Consider the following 15,945-nt stretch of genomic DNA (forward strand, 5'->3'; position numbering starts at 1 on the left):
ATTCCCTTCTAGGATTCTGGGCCCGCCGAACGGCTTGCCCTACACAACAACTCTACAACGCGATACTGACAAGAATCGGCCGAACGCTCCGATAACCCGTTCACGCTCGGTTCGATCCGGTAGGTCATCCCTTCCACTGTGAACAGCTGCGCCGCACCCGGCGACCCCTCTAACTCGAACGAAACCTCCTCGGCGCAAGGCCAATACAACCACGACGGCTGGTCGGTGTCCTTACGGATCGACTCGAACGCGATCGCCCTGCTCTTCACGCGCACTATCCGCCGCGGTATCCCCGTCGCGTCGTGCCCGCGCAACAGTGGCGGATGCTCGCGGCGCACCAACGTCACCACAGTCCCCAGCGCAAGCGCTCGCTTCAGCGCCGCCAACGAAGTGATCATGCAAACCACCCTCCCTCTCAGGGAAACCAGGGCCCGCCCGGATGGCTTGCCCCACAGCGCCGATCGTACTACCCGCACCCGCAGTCCAACAGCGCCCGGCACCTATGCGCCCTCGTCGTCGAGGCACACCGTGCAGCCTCACCACCACCCCACTCAGGCATCGGGTGGGGTGGTGGTGAGGCTGCACGAGGGCGGCTGCGGGGATGACCGCACGCTCATCCCCGCAACCACACCGTCACGCGTCCTCGGTGTCGATCACGTCGTGGTCCTGCAACGCGTCCGTCAAATGCCGTCCAGCCAGACTCACCAACTCGTTGCGCACCGTCTCGTCATCGACCAGATTCGCCGCGGCCTCCGCGCTATGCGCGGTGGTCCGCAGACGAAGCCGCAACGTGACATCAACGTCGTGAATGTACTCATGCTCTCGCGCGGGCAGTCCCTGGCTCACCATGAAGTCGTCGAACACAGTGCACAGCGAATTCTCGTCGGCGTAGGTATGTGCCGCATCAACGATCTTCTCTAGCCGCTGCTCATGTGCACGCAGCGCATCGCGCGCAGCATCGCGTTCCGCGCGCGCCCGACGCGCCTCCCAGGACGCAACTGCCAGCGACACAGCCCACGTCGGCATCTCTCGATCAGCCGGCATCGAGTCCCCGCCCACCTGGACCTCCGAGACCGACCCAGTTGCGACCACCCCGAACAGTTCGGAGACGATCGCGCACTGGCGTTCAGGCCCCGACGCGGCACTAGGTTCGACCACCAGCCAGCCGAGCACCGATCCACTCTGGGATTCCGTCCCCGCTCCGAACACCATGCAACCCTGCTGCACCCCCGCGTCGATCAGTTCGGCCACCGTGCGCGTCCGCGAACCGGTCGAGACCTCAACAATCGTAGTCATAAGCTTCTCCCTTTCCGGGATCTCGGGGCCTGCCGGAATGGCCTGCCCTACACCATGAATCATACCCGAATCACCCGACAACCCGAAGCTCCGGCCCGCATTCTGGCCGCACCAAACAGGCGCGATCCATCCCGTGCACCACCACCCCACCCAGGCATCGGGTGGGGTGGTGGTGCACGGGATGTCGACACCCTCGGCCGGGGCCGGCAGACGTCGCGTCTGCCGGCCCCGGCCTCGAGCCTGCTACGCGGCCGCGCGCTGATCGTCGGCGCTGAGCGCCGCGTCGATGGCCGCGTTGACCTCCGCGAGCTGTTCCTTGGCGGCGGTCAGCTCTGCGGGCTCGCTGATATCGGTTGCCGCGGCGGTCGCGCGGGTGTCGAGTGCCCGGCGTTGCGCTTCCGCTGCACGCGCTTGAGTGGCCACGATTTCGCGGTCCAGCCCTGCCACCCATGCAGCTACCATTGCCTGGGCCCACGCAGTGACCGCTTCCGGGCCGCGGCGGCGTACCTTGCCCGGCAGGGGCTCGCTCCACAGCGCCCGGTGCCCGGACACCAGTTCAAGGCGCTGCCCGGGGTCAGTGCTCACGATCCGCACGGATACCGCTCCCCGCGACCACGCCGACCCGTAGCGCCTGCCGTAGGACAACCGCGAGTCGTCCGAGTCGCTGCATGCGTCCCGGCCCACAGCGCCCAGATCCATGGCCTCGGTGAGGTCGTGTTGCTCGGCGAACTCTTGCAGCCGCTCTACACGGTCGTTGGCAGCATCGGCGGCGTGTTCGCTCTGCGCGGCCTGGTGCAGCAGTGTCCGCACGTTCTGTGTGACCGTGACGTGCGCCAGCCGCAGGGACCGCACGCGCGATTCCAACTCATGCTGGCGCAAAAGCAGATCGTTGCCGGCGGCGGCGGCCTTGAGCTCACCGAACGTCAGGCTCACCTCGCCGATGTCTTCGATCTCGCGGGCAAGTCCGTCCATCCGGTACAGCTGCGCGAAGCCACGCGCTTTACGTTCAATAGTGCCAAACATGAACGCATCGAACGTCCCTTGCGCCACGTGGGACACGACTACGACGTCGTCATTCTGGTTACCATTACGTTGAATTCGCCCGTTGCGTTGCTCCCATGCCGCCGCGGTCCATGTCGGGTCTACATGGTGCAGCTCGATCATGCGGTTTTGCATGTTGGTGCCGATGCCCACCTTGGGGGTTGAGCCCATCAGGACCGCGACTCGGCCATCCCGACACGCGGCGAACAGTGCTTCACGCGCCTTGGGTGTGGTCGCCTCGTGCACAAAACGGATCTCATCAGCGGGCACACCACGGGCGATCAACCCGGCGCGGATCCGGCCGTAACTCTGAGCGTCAGAGCTGTGGGGCGTCCCCAGATCGCACATCACCAGCTGAAAGGCGCCCGGCCGGGCCGATCCGGCGTAGATACGGTCCTTGGTGCTGTGATAGGTCTCAGCGACGCGGTCGGCGACACCTTCAAGCTTGGAGGCGGACTCGCAGATCCCGACCAGGTTGGGATCGAGGGCCACTTTGCGGCCGTCACCGCAGATCGCGAGCATGTTGTCCGAATCAGCAGAGGTCTCGCGTCTGCGCAGCGCGTCGGCGCGGGCCACCAGCGTGGCCATGAACGCGCGCTGCGCTTCGGTCGGTTCGCTGATGTGGGTGACGGTGTTCACCTGTGGGCGCGGCAGCCCGACGCTGTCAGCACGAACCATAGACATGAACTCTGAGAGCATAGTTCGCAGCTCGGGCACGTTCTGAATGGTGCTCGGGCGCCGCTTGGACCGGAACCCCGCCCCGTCCGGGCTGGTCTCGATGAGCACCTTGTACCGCACGAACTGGGCAGCCCACGCGTCGAAGTGCGTGAGCCCAGTGCGCTCTAGTTGCGCTGGTGCGAGCATGGTTTGCCACACAAAGGCCTCGGCCAACGTGTTGGTGAACGGTGTTCCGGTCATCAAGCAGGCATGCGGGCGATCGGGGGTGTCCCGGCGCAGGAGCGATAGTTTCAGAAACATGTCCAGCGCCCGTTTCGAGGACCCTAAGCTGAAGCCCTCCGCGCGAGTGGTTACCGGCATTCGACGGAATTTGTCTGCCTCATCGACGATGAGATAGTCAAGTCCAAGGCTCTTGAACGTCACCGCGTTCGGGTCATTGACTGCATCCCGCAAGCGCTCGATGCGTCCCTGCAGCGATCGAACGGCCGCGGCGACTCTCTTGCCGGTGTAGCCCGCAGTGCGCCCATAGTTCTCCAACTCCGCGAGCTGATCATCGAGCCAGTGCCGTTCAACGGTGGTCGGTACCGGCAGAGACGAGAATGTCTCGTGTGTCATGATCACCAGATCCCAGTCGCCGGTGGCGCACCGCGCCACGAAACGCCGCCGTGCGTCGCCGTGGAGGTCATCGCGGGTGACGATCAGGAACCGTCCTGCAGGCCACGCCTGGTAGCACTGGCGTGTGGCTTGCTCGATCAGATGTAGCGGGACGATAAAGCCGATCCGGTTCGCCAATCCGAACTGGCGCAGTGTCATCGCTAATGTGATGGCGGACAGCGTTTTACCGAGCCCTACCTCATGGGCGCAGAACACTGCCGGGGTCGAGACCGCGCGATCAACGAAGTCGCGTTGCCAGGGCCACAGGTCGATACCGTCGGCCAGACCGGGAAACGTCAGGTGGGACCCGTCATGACGGCGTAGTACGTGAGCGTTCATCGTGTTGTTGTAGGTCTCGACGATGCGCTGTTCACGTTCGGCGGACTCCCACACCCACAGCGAGAACCGTGCTCCGATCGCGGCGAGCTTCTGTTCTGCGGCTTCGGTGGCGTCGGCGTTGCGTACCCGGCGGTTACTGCGGGTGTGCTCGTCGTAGACCTCATCCCACACCACCGGCGCCGAGCCGTTGAGACCGATCTGCAGTAGCTCGAATGCGTCTAGACGGGTGGTGCAGTAGGTGATCCGCGCCTCCGGCGAGATCCGGCCCCGCGCGGTGATCTCCCACGCCGCCAACGGGGCGATGTGTTCAACACCCGCTGAAGCGCCGAAGACCTCCCGGCAGAAGTCCCCGATATCGTCGGCTGTCATCCACGGTGACCCCAGTTCGATACGGATCTCTTCGCGACCGAGCCAGGGCGGCTGCACCGATTCCAAGGCCGCCACGTTGCGCTCATAGCGAGGATCGACCACCGCGGCCGACAGTGCATCGCGAAGCTTCACGCGTACATCACCGGCCAAGTAGTCCCGGGCGATCACCGCCTGCCCGTCCGACGGGTCGCGGTAGACCAGCGCACCCAACGCAGCGAACACCTCTTCGGGGTCATCCATTCCCAGCAGCTCCCCCGCACGGCCCAGATCTAGTCCTCTGCCCTCCCCCAGGCAGATCGCCAGCGCTTCACCAGGTGTGTCGGCACTGGTGGCCGGCTCCGGACGCTTGTTGACGCGGCGGTCCAGGATCGGCGCCGGCGACGCTTGCCCGCTGTCTGGATCGAACAGCTCTAAAGCCAGCACAATCGGGGCGTCCGGATCGCGCCGGAATCCTCCGAGGTTCGGTGTACGCCACCCGATTCGAGGCAAGCCCGTCTCAGGATCCGGCTTACCCTCGGTAACAGTGCCCCGGTTCAGCGCCCCGTATCGCTGCACATAGGACAGGTAGGTCTCACGGCATGCCGAGCGCAGCGGCGCCACGTCCGCGTCGGGGCGATCCCAGTCCGATTCCGCCTCGACCAGTGCCACGGCCTGATCCCTTAACGCGATCAGCGCGCGCAGTTCCGCGCTCGGCCGCGCCACTACTGACAGTTCCCCATCAATGACCCGCACGACGTGGCTGTCCACAACGTGAAACGACCCCTCTTTGCGTCCCTCATCGTCGACCAGGCGGACATCGGCCCAATCCTCGGTCCCGGCGTCTGCGGGCGCGTAGGGCACCAGCAGCGGCACCGTAGCGGCGAACGCCTTCTCAACCGCTTTTGCGGGATCGGCGGTGACAACCGCCAACGGCTGGCGATCGAATCCAGTCAGGCGCATGGTGCCGGCGACCAACTGCGGATGCAGGTCCCAGAATCGGCTCACCTTCTCGCGGACGTGACGGCCGCCCACCTGGCTTTCGATGCTCGTGTGTTCCTGTCGTGGTTCGGGGTGCCACCCCAGCCTCACGGCATCGTTGTCACGTATCCGCAGAATGAGCACGTCGGCCACCACTTCGGTACCCGATGCTCGGAAGTATCCCGACGGAAGCCGGACAGCCGCCAACAGATCAGCATGCTTGCTGATCGACGACGACAGCCCGTGCGCCCCGTCGAGTTCATGGCGAGACGTCACCACGACCACGTAGCCACCGGGACGCACCGCCGCCGCGGCCCGGGCCACAAAGTACTCATGCAGCGGCCCGTAGAACCCGATCGCCCCGTCATGCACACGCGACGCCGAGAACGGCACGTTTCCTACTGCCACGTCAAACCTCTTGTGCGGCAACCCGACCTTCTGCAACTCACCGATGACGATGTTGGCGCCCGGATGCAACGCCCGCGCGATCCGCCCTGAAGTCAGATCAGCCTCGACACCGGTGTAGCGGACCGGCAGATCAGATGGCACGTGCTGCAGGAATGCCCCGGCGCCGCATCCCAGATCGAGCACAGACCCCCCACTGAAGCCGACCGAGCGCAGCACCTCCCAGATGTGGCCGACCAAGGCCTCGGGTGTGAAGAACGACGTGTCCACCACGCGCCCGGCGCAACTCATCGCCTCCCCGAGTGCATCGTCGAGCTGGTCGGCCAGTTCAGCCCACACGCCCGAGGGCTGAGGATCGAACAGCTTCCCCACCGGGCCCCAGCCCGCAAAACCCTCCAAGGCCTTGAGTTGTTCACCATTGGGGGCAGCACCACCCACCTCGGACAGGGCTTCAACCGCAGCGATAGCTCCACGCGCCAACTCCGCACCGCGCGCACCCACACGCGATCGACCACCAGCATGCTCCAACGACATAACAAATTCCCTTCCCGGGATTCGCGGGCCCGCCCCAAATGGCTTGCCCTACCAAGACACATACTACAACGTGACACCGACACTACGACTGCGACCGTGCGACCGAATACCCATTGACGTCAACGCATCTCACCACCACCCCACCCAGGCATCGGGTGGGGTGGTGGTGAGATCACGGGTCAACGTGTTCTCACCACCACCGCCTACAGGCCGATCGACTCAGCCGCACGAATGAGCGCTCCACGCACGGCGTCTGGCGGAAGACCATTGTCCAGCGCGACACCAAGCAGCGATGCCAGTCGATGCCCCGGGGCCTCTGACAGCACCGCCTCGACTGCGACACGCGCCATCGGTCCATCACCTCGCAGATAAGCCGAACATCCCAGGGGCGTCAATGCCTCCGCGCGATACGGATTCGGGACAACGCGCGCCACCAGCGACCACAACGCCTCCGCACCGCCGTCGCAGTCCACGCCGAGCACAGCGTCACGCACCCGCTGATCCACCAACGACGACGCTACGGCCGCCAGCTCGCTATCGGGGATCGCCTCCCCGGCGGCCACACTCCCAGCAATCCGAACCACCCTCTCGACCGCCGCAGCCCGATCTACCGGCCGCGACCCATCGATAAGCGGCGTCACCTGCGTGCACCGTTCGACGTCTACGCAACCGTGGCCGCCAACTCCGCAGGACTCCCGCAGATCCGTCGTCCCGACACCACAGCCGCCACCGCCGCCGCCGACGTAGCCGGATCACCGAGCACACCGCACACCTCGGAATCATCCAGACACGTCCAGCGTGAACCCGCTTCCAGGCGATCCACCATCACCGCCGCGACCACCCTGCATCCACGACCGGCAAGCTCCGCATCGACCTCGGCCACCATTTCGTGCTGTCTCTCGCGATCAACGCTTTCAGACACAATCACAGCGACGGCACTATCGACGCCCTGGCGCCCAACCACCTCTGCCCACCTGGCTGCACCACCGCCCAGCTGGCCGGCAATGATGTCGACCCGTAACGTTGCGACAGTCACCCAGCGTGGCCGAGCACCAGCACCAACGACTCGACCGGGACAAACCCAAGCCGCCCCGAGATATTGGCGACAAACTCACCGAGCGCACGAACCCTACCCATCACAATTTCCCTTTCCAGGAACCGTGGGCCCGCCGAAATGGCTTGCCCTACAACGCACTCATTCTATCTACCGACACCGACACCTCCAAGCAGAGCGAAAGCACCACCACCCCACCCGGGCATCGGGTGGGGTGGTGGTGCTTTCGCTCTGCGGCGCTTACCGGTTAGTTTCGGACAACGACGCGGGCTGGTTGTCCAGTGGCGGCGAGCTGGCCGGCGCACCGGCCGGCCGCGACCCACAGGACGTTCACCGGATAGGGGTTGCCTGACCGCTCCACGACGGCTTGTGGGTAGGCCTTCTCAAAGGCGGCCTGGCCGTCGTAGATCGAGATGGTCATTGCGCCCGCATTGTCGGTGCTGATGTCGAGCTCGCCGGCCACCATGTCGATGAAGTCGTCGATTTCCTGCAGCTCAACCATCGACTTCTCAAGAGGATCCCGCGTCCCGCGTTCGGCCCTGTAGTAGGTCTTCTCGTTCAGGTCCAGCAGGTAGGCGGCCTCGTTCTTGCCGAGCCCGCACGCCAGGCGCGCGGCGGCCATATCGAAGCGCCGCTCACCTCGCAAGACCACTACATCGCGGTCGCGCCGGGTGAGTTCGGCTGCAGCTCTGCCGACCGCGACATGCTGCAGCGTGATCGGGTACTGCACTCGATCTCTTCGTGTGCATGCGTCGGGGTAACTAGCGCCGAACTCAAGGTCGTCGACCACCGCATGCAGCACCACGGTGCCCTCTGGATGTGCCTGCTCAACCATCGTGTGAGCCTGGCCGGCGACGAACGCCTCCATCGCCATCAGTTCACTGATCAGGCCGGCCGGAGCAGTTTCAGAACGACCGCCAGATTCGTAGGTGCGATACCGCTGCAGGGTCATTCCGAAGACCGCGGCGAGGTCCTCCTGCCGCAGGTTCAGCGCCGCTCGGCGCGCTTTCAAGTCTGACCACAGATACTCGACGTACGGCAGATCTTCCCGGTCCACGTCGTCAGGTGAGTTGGTCGGTTGATCCACGCCAAGTACCTCCTCCAGGCACACTGCTGGCCACAGGTCTTCCGCTAGTGCCATGCTCATGGTCATCTCTCCCTTTCGGAGGTCCTGGGCCCGCCGGTCTGGCGTGCCCCATCCGCTCATCGTAGTGTAGGTTCTCAACTTTCGCCGCACCTACGGGGCCCGCTGGCCTGGGCTTTACCAATTCGTCTCATGGCTACTGCACCGGGGTGTTTGTTTACGAAACGCTTCATTTCCTACGTCGCGGATCCCCGAGGAGAACCGCTTGCGTGCGCCCGTGTCCGGGTCGAGGCGGCGGTCGTTGACCCGCGGAGCTTTCACCTCGACTGCGCCGGCTGCGGTGAGCACCGCACGGGCTTGGCGGTAGCCGTTACGCACCACCAGCCGGTGACCGTTGTCATCAAGCTGGTCGGCGTACTGAGCCACGTAGGCAGCGACCTCGGCCTGCAACGCCGCAGCCAGCATCTGCCGAGCGCCGTCGCGAACGATCTCATCGAGCAACGACCGACGATCACCGCCGGTACTTTCGTGGGCCTCCTGGCCATCGTGAACTACGGTGAGCATGGGCGTACCTTCCCAACCAGCGCGCCAACGCCGGTCTTGCTCGAATACCTGAATCCGTGATGATCATCCTCGGGAAGGTGCACCTGTTTTCACGCCCCACGGCGAGGCTCAACCACAGGTATTGGCCATCGCTCCGCCGGGGCGGGTCGTGACGGATGTTGGAATCGGTCCGTGATGTCGTGGGCAGCCGCTAGCGTTGTGGCGATGGACGGCGTGCAGGTACAGAAGAAGCTTGAACTCTCGGGGCCCTGACCCCAGGTGTTGGACACGCTGAATCCCGCAAGATTGGCGGGGGAAGCGAGATGATCGACACCGATGGCAAGGAAAAATTATCCCGAAGAGTTCAAACGAGACGCGGTAGCGCTGTACCGGGATACCGAGGGCGCGACGGTCACCGAGATTGCCGCCGAGCTCGGTATCAGTGGGGTGACGTTATCGGCGTGGTGCAAAGCGGCCGGGGTGCCGATCCGGCACCGCAACCTGACTCCGGCAGGACAGCCGGCGCCGGGTGCGGAAACCCCTGATCAGGAGCTGGCCCGGCTCCGAGCCGAGGTGCAGCAGCTGCGTGCCACACAGACTCGGTTGTCGACCGAGCGTGACATTCTGCGGTCGGCGGCCAAATATTTCGCCGGGGAGACGAACTGGTGAGCCGCTTTCAGTTCGTCGCCGACCACCTCGACGCCTATCCGGTGAAGTGGCTGTGCGCGGTCGTCGAGGTCGCGCGTTCCTCGTTTTATGCCTGGTTGGCCGGCGCTGGCGGCCGTGCTGCGCGTCAGGCCGCGGACGAGGCACTCGAGGCGCGTATCCGCACTGTGCACGATGCGGATAGCACCTATGGTGCGCCGCGGATCACCGCTGAGCTCAACGACGGTGTCCCCGACCAGGAGCGGGTCAACCACAAGCGGGTGGCACGGGTGATGCGCACCGCCGGGATTGCCGGCTACCGCCGCCGACGACGGGTGAAGACCACGACGCCGGATCCGGCGAACCAGAAGGTTCCGGACCTGCTCGGCCGGGATTTCACCGCAGCGACACCGAATGAAAAGTATGTCGGAGACATCACCTACCTACCGTTGGCGACCGGGTCGAATCTGTATCTGGCGACGGTGATCGACTGCTTCTCCGGCCGAGTCGCCGGGTGGGCGATCGCTGAGCATATGCGCACCGAACTGGTCGAAGATGCACTCAAAGCCGCCGAGGCGCTGCGCGGCTCGCTGGCCGGTGCAGTGTTCCATTCCGATCACGGAAGTCAGTACACCTCAACCGATTTCGCCGAACTCTGCGCAGATCTGGGCGTCGTCCAGTCTATGGGCGGGGTGGGGTCAAGTGCCGACAACGCACTCGCTGAGTCGTTCAACGCCTCCCTCAAACGCGAGATCCTGCAGGACCGCAGCAACTGGCCCGACGCGCCCACCTGCCGCCGCGAAGTGTTCTGCTGGCTGGTCCGCTACAACCTGAAACGGAGGCACTCCCGCTGCGCCTATTCCAGCCCGGCCAGCTACGAAAACACCCACACATCCACTACGCTGCCACAAGCCGCGTAACCACAAATCCCGTGTCCACTACACGGGGGCAAGGCCCAGGAGCATGCCCCGTCAATATTCGCCGGAGTTTCGTCAGCGTGCGTTGCGGTTGTTGGACACCACGATGGAAGCCTCGGATGTTTCTGAGTTCGAGGCCATCAAGTCGGTGGCCAGCAAACTCGGTATCTCAGAGGAGTCGGTGCGCCGGTGGCGGCGCAAGGCCCAGGTCGATGCCGGTGAGCGACATGGTACGACGAGCTCTGAACATGCCGAGATTCGTAAGCTCAAGCGTGAAGTCACCGAATTACGCAGAGCCAATGAGATTTTGAAGTCAGCGTCTGCGTTTTTTGCAGCGGAGCTCGACCGCCCCGTGACGAAATGATCGCCTTCATCGACACCTACCGCGATCAGTTCGGGGTCGAGCTCATCTGCCGCATCCTGCGGGCAGCAATCCCGGGGTTCCTCACTTCGCGAGGCTACCGTGCCGCGCGGGCCCGCCCGGCCTGCGATCGCGAGATCCGCGACGAACAGCTGATCGCCGACATGCGCACCGTGCACAAGGACAACTTCTCGGTCTACGGGGTCAAAAAGATGCACGCCGCGATGACCCGACGCGGCTGGCAGGTTGGCCGCGAGCAGACGAGGCGGTTGATGCGCAAAGCCGGTCTACGGGGCGTGCAGCGGGGCAAACCGGTGTTCACCACGATCACCGACCCGGCCGACCAACAGCCGGCCGATCTGGTCAACCGCCAGTTCAAGGCCCCTGCACCCAACCGGCTGTGGGTTGCCGACATCACCTTCGTGCGGACCTGGCAGGGGTTCTGCTACACCGCGTTCGTCACCGATGTCTGCACCCGGACGATCGTCGGCTGGGCAGTATCGGTGACGATGCGCACCGAGGATCTACCGTTGCAGGCATTCAATCATGCTGTGTGGCAGTCGAATTCAGATTTATCTGGGTTGGTGCATCATTCCGACCGCGGATCCCAGTACCTATCGCTGGCCTATACCGACCGACTGGCTGAGCTTGGGATCGCGCCCTCGGTCGGATCCCGCGGCGATAGCTATGACAACGCCCTCGCCGAGGCGGTCAACGCCGCCTATAAGACCGAGTTGATCAACCGCTGCAAGCCGTGGCGGTGCGTCGATGACGTCGAACTGGCAACCGCCGCCTGGGTGGCCTGGTACAACCAGGAACGCCTGCACGAAGCCCTCGGCTACGTTCCACCAGCCGAGTACGAGGCCGCCCTCACCGGCACCTCACACCCCGTGAGCCAGCCAACCCCGGCCCTCACAACCAACTAGGAACAAAACCCGGGGTAGTTCAGCAAGGTCACTGCCGATGCCTGCTACCCGCGGCACACCAACGCCGAGTTCCTGGCCTTCCTCAAGCTGGTCGCCAAGGCCCATCCCCGGGTGCGGCTGTGTGTCATCTGCGACAACTACGCCACCCACAAGCACCCCAATACCCAAGCGTGGCTGGACAAAAACCCGCGAATCACTCTGCATTTCACCCCGACGAGCTGTTCGTGGCTGAATATGGTCGAGATCTTCTTCGGCATCATCACGCGTCAAGCCATCCGCCGCGGCACCTTCACTGATGTCGCCGATCTCGAAGCCGCGATCCGCGCCTACATCGACAGCTACAACGAGCGCGCCACGCCGTTCGCCTGGACCAAAACCGCTGACGAGCTCCTCGGCAAAATCAAACGTAAATCAATCAAAAACACGCGACAGTAGTGACCAGAAATTGCAAGCATTGTGTGACGGATCTCGGCGGTGATACAGGTCAGTTAGCAACCACCAGGAGGTCGCCGCCTTCGACTTGTTCCATCGCACAGACGGCGACGCGTTGCACGGTGCCGGCGTGGGGTGCGGTGATGGCGGCTTCCATCTTCATGGCTTCAATGGTGGCGACGGTTTGTCCGACTTCGATGGTGTCGCCTTCTGTAACAGTGACGGTCACGACGCCTGCGAAAGGTGCGGCAATATGGTCGGGGTTGGCGCGATCAGCTTTCTCCGCCGTCGTTACGGTCACGGCGATGTTGGCGTCGCGCACCACAACGGGACGCAACTGGCCGTTCATCACGCACATAACGGTGCGCCTGCCATGTGTGTCAGCTTCGGAGATCGCTTCGAGCCCGATGAGAAGCTCGACACCTTTCTCCAGTTCGACTCGGTGTTCTTCACCTTGCCGTAAGCCATAAAAGAATTGATTGTCCGACAGTTGGCTGGTGTCGCCGTAGTGGAAGCGGTGCGTTTGGAACTCCGTGGTCGGGCCGGGGAACAACAACCGGTTAAGCAACGCCTGACGCTTTGGCCCGGGTTGCTCGAGCGCCGCCCTGTCCTCATGGGACAGTTCAGCTTCCGGTTTGGTCGGGCTGCGACCCTGCAAGGCTCTGGTGCGCAACGGTTCCGGCCACCCGCCCGCGGGTGTGCCAAGTTCTCCTCTCAGGAACCCGATCACTGAATCCGGGATGTCGTACTCTGCGGGGTTAGCGGCGAAATCCTCGCCACTTATACCAGCTCCCATCAATGCAAGCGACAGATCGCCAACCACCTTGGAGGAGGGCGTGACTTTCACCAGACGCCCGAGGGTTCGGTCGGCGGCAGCGTAGTTGGCTTCGATCTCTTCAAAGCGATCCCCGAATCCGAGCGCGATCGCCTGCTGCCGCAAATTGGACAGCTGCCCGCCTGGGATCTCATGGCTGTAGACCCGGCCCGTCGGGGCTGGTAGCCCTGACTCGAACTGTGCGTACACCTTGCGTACTGCTTCCCAGTACGGCTCCAGCTCACACACCGCTTCCAGCGACAATCCGGTGTCGTGCGCAGTATGCGCGGCAGCGGCCACAATCGAAGACAATGCTGGTTGGCTCGTCGTCCCCGCCAACGGTGCGGCTGCGCCATCGACAGCGTCCGCGCCAGCCTGCCAGGCCGCCAGATAGGTGGCCAACTGTCCGCCCGGGGTGTCGTGGGTGTGCATATGCACAGGTAGATCAAAACGGGACTTCAACGCAGCCACCAGGCTGGTGGCCGCCGAGGGGCGCATCAGTCCAGCCATGTCCTTGATTGCCAATATATGCGCACCCGCCTCGACGATCTGCTCGGCCAACCGCAAATAGTAATCCAGCGTGTACAACGATTCTGCTGGGTTGGACAAGTCCCCGGTGTAGCAAAGCGCGACTTCGGCGACCGCGGTACCCGTAGCGCGCACCGCATCGATGGCCGGGCGCATTGATTCGACGTTGTTCAGCGCATCGAATACCCGAAAAATATCGATCCCAGTGGCTGTCGCCTCGTCGACGAACGCTGCGGTGACGATGTCCGGATACGGCGTGTAACCGACGGTGTTACGCCCGCGCAGCAGCATCTGCAAGCAAATATTCGGCAACGCTCGCCGCAATGCGGCCAACCGCTCCCAAGGGTCTTCTTTCAGGTACCGCAACGCTACGTCGTAAGTCGCGCCGCCCCAACATTCGACTGACAACAACTGCGGCGTCATCCGCGCAACATACGGCGCAACCGTCGACAAACTCGTGGTGCGGATCCGGGTCGCCAACAACGACTGATGCGCATCCCGAAACGTTGTATCCGTGACGCCGAGCGTGGGAGAATTCCGGAGCCACTGGGCAAACCCGGCCGGGCCAAGCTCGACCAGTTTCTGCTTCGACCCTGCTGGTGGTACCCCGCTCAGGTCGATAACTGGTAATTTTTCGCTCGGGTACACGCTGGACGGCCGCTGCCCGTGCGGCTTGTTCACCGTCGTGTCCGCCAGATAGGTCAGAATCTTGGTTCCGCGATCAGCACTGGACCTCGCGGTCAACAACTCCGGCCGCTTGTCGATGAAACTCGTGTTGATCCGCCCCGCTACAAAATCCGGATCGTCAAGCACCGCCGCCAGGAACGAGATGTTCGTCGAAACCCCTCGAATCCGGAATTCCGCTAACGCCCTACGGGTCCGGCGCACTGCGATCGCGAAATCGCGGCCCCTACACGTCAACTTCACCAGCATTGAATCAAAATGCGCCGATACCTCCGCGCCAAGCAACGATCCGCCATCGAGGCGGATCCCTGCGCCGCCCGGTGATCGATACGTGCTGATCCGGCCGGTATCCGGGCGGAATTCATTCGCCGGATCCTCGGTAGTGATCCGGCACTGCAGCGCCACCCCGTGCGTAACGATCAATTCTTGGGACAAGCCCAGATCGGCCAACGATTCGCCGGACGCGATCCGGAACTGGCTCGAAACCAAGTCTATATCGGTGATCTCCTCGGTCACCGTGTGTTCCACTTGGATCCGCGGGTTCATCTCGATGAACACATGATTACCCCGCTCATCAAGGAGGAATTCCACCGTCCCCGCACACGAATAGCCGATCTGACGGGCGAATGCCACCGCATCGTCGCAAATGCGCTGCCGCAAACCCAAATCCAGGTTCGGGGCCGGAGCGAGTTCGATCACCTTCTGATGCCGGCGCTGCACTGAGCAGTCCCGCTCGAACAGGTGGATCACGTTGCCGTAGTTGTCGGCGAGAATCTGCACCTCGATATGACGCGGGTTGATAACTGCCTGCTCCAAGAACACCGTCGCATCCCCAAAGGCCGACTCCGCTTCCCGGCTCGCAGCCTCGATCGCCTCGACCAAACCCACCGGATCAGCAACCCGCCGCATGCCTCGACCACCTCCCCCGGCGACCGCCTTGACAAACAACGGAAACTCCATGCCACGTGAAGCGGCCACCAACTCATCCACCGATGTCGACGGCGCCGACGACGCTAACACCGGTAGCCCCGCAGCCCGCGCCGCCGCGATCGCCCTAGCTTTGTTACCGGTCAATTCCAGCACGGCGGGGGACGGCCCGACGAAAGTGATGCCCGCGGCCGCACACGCTGCAGCCAATTCCGGGCTCTCCGATAAGAATCCGTATCCGGGGTATACGGCATCGACGTCCGCAGCCACCGCAATTCGCACCATCTCATCAACCGACAAATACGCCCGCACCGGATGGCCGATCTCTCCGATCTGATACGCCTCATCGGCCTTGAGTCGGTGCACCGAGTTGCGGTCTTCATGCGGATACACCGCAACTGTGCCGAGATTTAGCTCATGCGCCGCCCGAAAAGCCCTTATCGCGATCTCGCCGCGATTAGCAACCAGCACCTTCGAAAATGTCGTCTTCGGGGTGTACTTCGATTGTCGAGTCATTACGCATCTTTCGTATGTTCACCGTGCCGGGGGGTATCGCGTTGCGCGCCGATCCATGGCCGATCTGCAGTCATCTCGACTTTCTTTACGCGCAGCCGTAGCCGAAATCAGCCACCGGAATCGGAATCTGGACCAGTGCCATTGCCAGACCGCACCGCGGCTTAGCCGCGCCAGGTCCCGCTTCGGCCAGTTCTCGTTATCAGGAATGATCGGTTCCGGCTACTGCAATGGTGGACTCGTG

Annotated in this window: 9 protein-coding genes, 2 pseudogenes and 1 other annotated feature; of the genes and pseudogenes, 3 read left to right on the plus strand and 8 right to left on the minus strand. The window is 63.6% G+C overall.

The annotated features are described in order from the left end of the window. Positions 1–8 precede the first annotated feature (8 nt). The 7 genes and pseudogenes from ACNUDN_RS29750 to ACNUDN_RS29780 all read right to left on the minus strand — a co-directional run. Complete coding sequence (locus ACNUDN_RS29750; RefSeq protein ID WP_419125424.1) at positions 9–398, minus strand: hypothetical protein; 390 nt, start codon at positions 396–398, stop codon at positions 9–11. 235 nt (positions 399–633) lie between these two features. After that, positions 634–1,296 carry a hypothetical protein gene (locus tag ACNUDN_RS29755; protein WP_419125425.1) on the minus strand — a complete coding sequence of 221 codons (663 nt, stop codon included), beginning with the start codon at positions 1,294–1,296 and terminating at the stop codon, positions 634–636. A 243-nt stretch (positions 1,297–1,539) separates the two neighbouring features. Beyond that, positions 1,540–6,219: a helicase-like domain-containing protein gene (locus tag ACNUDN_RS29760; protein ID WP_419125426.1), complete on the minus strand. Its 4,680-nt coding sequence runs from the start codon at positions 6,217–6,219 to the stop codon at positions 1,540–1,542. 257 nt (positions 6,220–6,476) lie between these two features. Then, positions 6,477–6,914, minus strand: coding sequence for a DUF4192 domain-containing protein (locus ACNUDN_RS29765; RefSeq protein WP_419125427.1), 438 nt, complete (start codon positions 6,912–6,914; stop codon positions 6,477–6,479). A 20-nt stretch (positions 6,915–6,934) separates the two neighbouring features. After that, a complete protein-coding gene (locus ACNUDN_RS29770; protein WP_419125428.1) occupies positions 6,935–7,309 on the minus strand; it encodes a DUF4192 family protein in 375 nt (124 codons plus the stop codon). Positions 7,310–7,574: 265 nt separating this feature from the next. Continuing rightward, positions 7,575–8,480, minus strand: a complete 906-nt coding sequence (locus ACNUDN_RS29775; protein WP_419125429.1) for a helix-turn-helix domain-containing protein — start codon at positions 8,478–8,480, stop codon at positions 7,575–7,577. A gap of 177 nt (positions 8,481–8,657) precedes the next feature. Then, positions 8,658–8,975: pseudogene (locus ACNUDN_RS29780) on the minus strand (transposase); the annotation flags it as partial. Between the two features lie 315 nt (positions 8,976–9,290). Here ACNUDN_RS29780 and ACNUDN_RS29785 point away from each other — a divergent pair. From ACNUDN_RS29785 to ACNUDN_RS29795, 3 genes and pseudogenes are all read left to right on the plus strand, one after another. Next, a protein-coding gene (locus tag ACNUDN_RS29785; protein ID WP_419120833.1) for an IS3 family transposase occupies positions 9,291–10,519 on the plus strand; the annotation gives its coding sequence in 2 pieces (ribosomal slippage) (positions 9,291–9,603 and positions 9,603–10,519; 1,230 coding nt in all). 43 nt (positions 10,520–10,562) lie between these two features. Further along, positions 10,563–11,803, plus strand: a protein-coding gene (locus ACNUDN_RS29790; RefSeq protein WP_419125430.1) for an IS3 family transposase whose coding sequence is annotated in 2 segments (ribosomal slippage) — positions 10,563–10,848 and positions 10,848–11,803 — 1,242 coding nt in all. Because the reading frame shifts where the segments join, the coding sequence is not laid out codon by codon here. After that, positions 10,838–10,954 (plus strand) — a sequence feature (AL1L pseudoknot). It overlaps the preceding gene by 117 nt. A 24-nt stretch (positions 11,804–11,827) precedes the next feature. Then, positions 11,828–12,238 (plus strand): annotated as a pseudogene (locus ACNUDN_RS29795) (transposase); the annotation flags it as partial. A gap of 49 nt (positions 12,239–12,287) precedes the next feature. On the opposite strand, the gene ACNUDN_RS29800 reads toward ACNUDN_RS29795, so the two are convergent. Continuing rightward, complete coding sequence (locus tag ACNUDN_RS29800) at positions 12,288–15,704, minus strand: pyruvate carboxylase (RefSeq protein WP_419125431.1); 3,417 nt, start codon at positions 15,702–15,704, stop codon at positions 12,288–12,290. Positions 15,705–15,945: the final 241 nt, after the last annotated feature.

This window comes from Mycobacterium sp. smrl_JER01, from assembly GCF_048513595.2.
Classification (GTDB): domain Bacteria; phylum Actinomycetota; class Actinomycetes; order Mycobacteriales; family Mycobacteriaceae; genus Mycobacterium.

Excerpts from the sequence above, each read along its gene's own strand:
- ACNUDN_RS29750 (WP_419125424.1), bottom strand. The coding sequence starts at position 398 with ATGATCACTTCGTTGGCGGCGCTGAAGCGAGCGCTTGCGCTGGGGACT.
- ACNUDN_RS29755 (WP_419125425.1), bottom strand. The coding sequence starts at position 1,296 with ATGACTACGATTGTTGAGGTCTCGACCGGTTCGCGGACGCGCACGGTG.
- ACNUDN_RS29775 (WP_419125429.1), bottom strand. The coding sequence starts at position 8,480 with ATGACCATGAGCATGGCACTAGCGGAAGACCTGTGGCCAGCAGTGTGC.
- ACNUDN_RS29800 (WP_419125431.1), bottom strand. The coding sequence starts at position 15,704 with ATGACTCGACAATCGAAGTACACCCCGAAGACGACATTTTCGAAGGTG.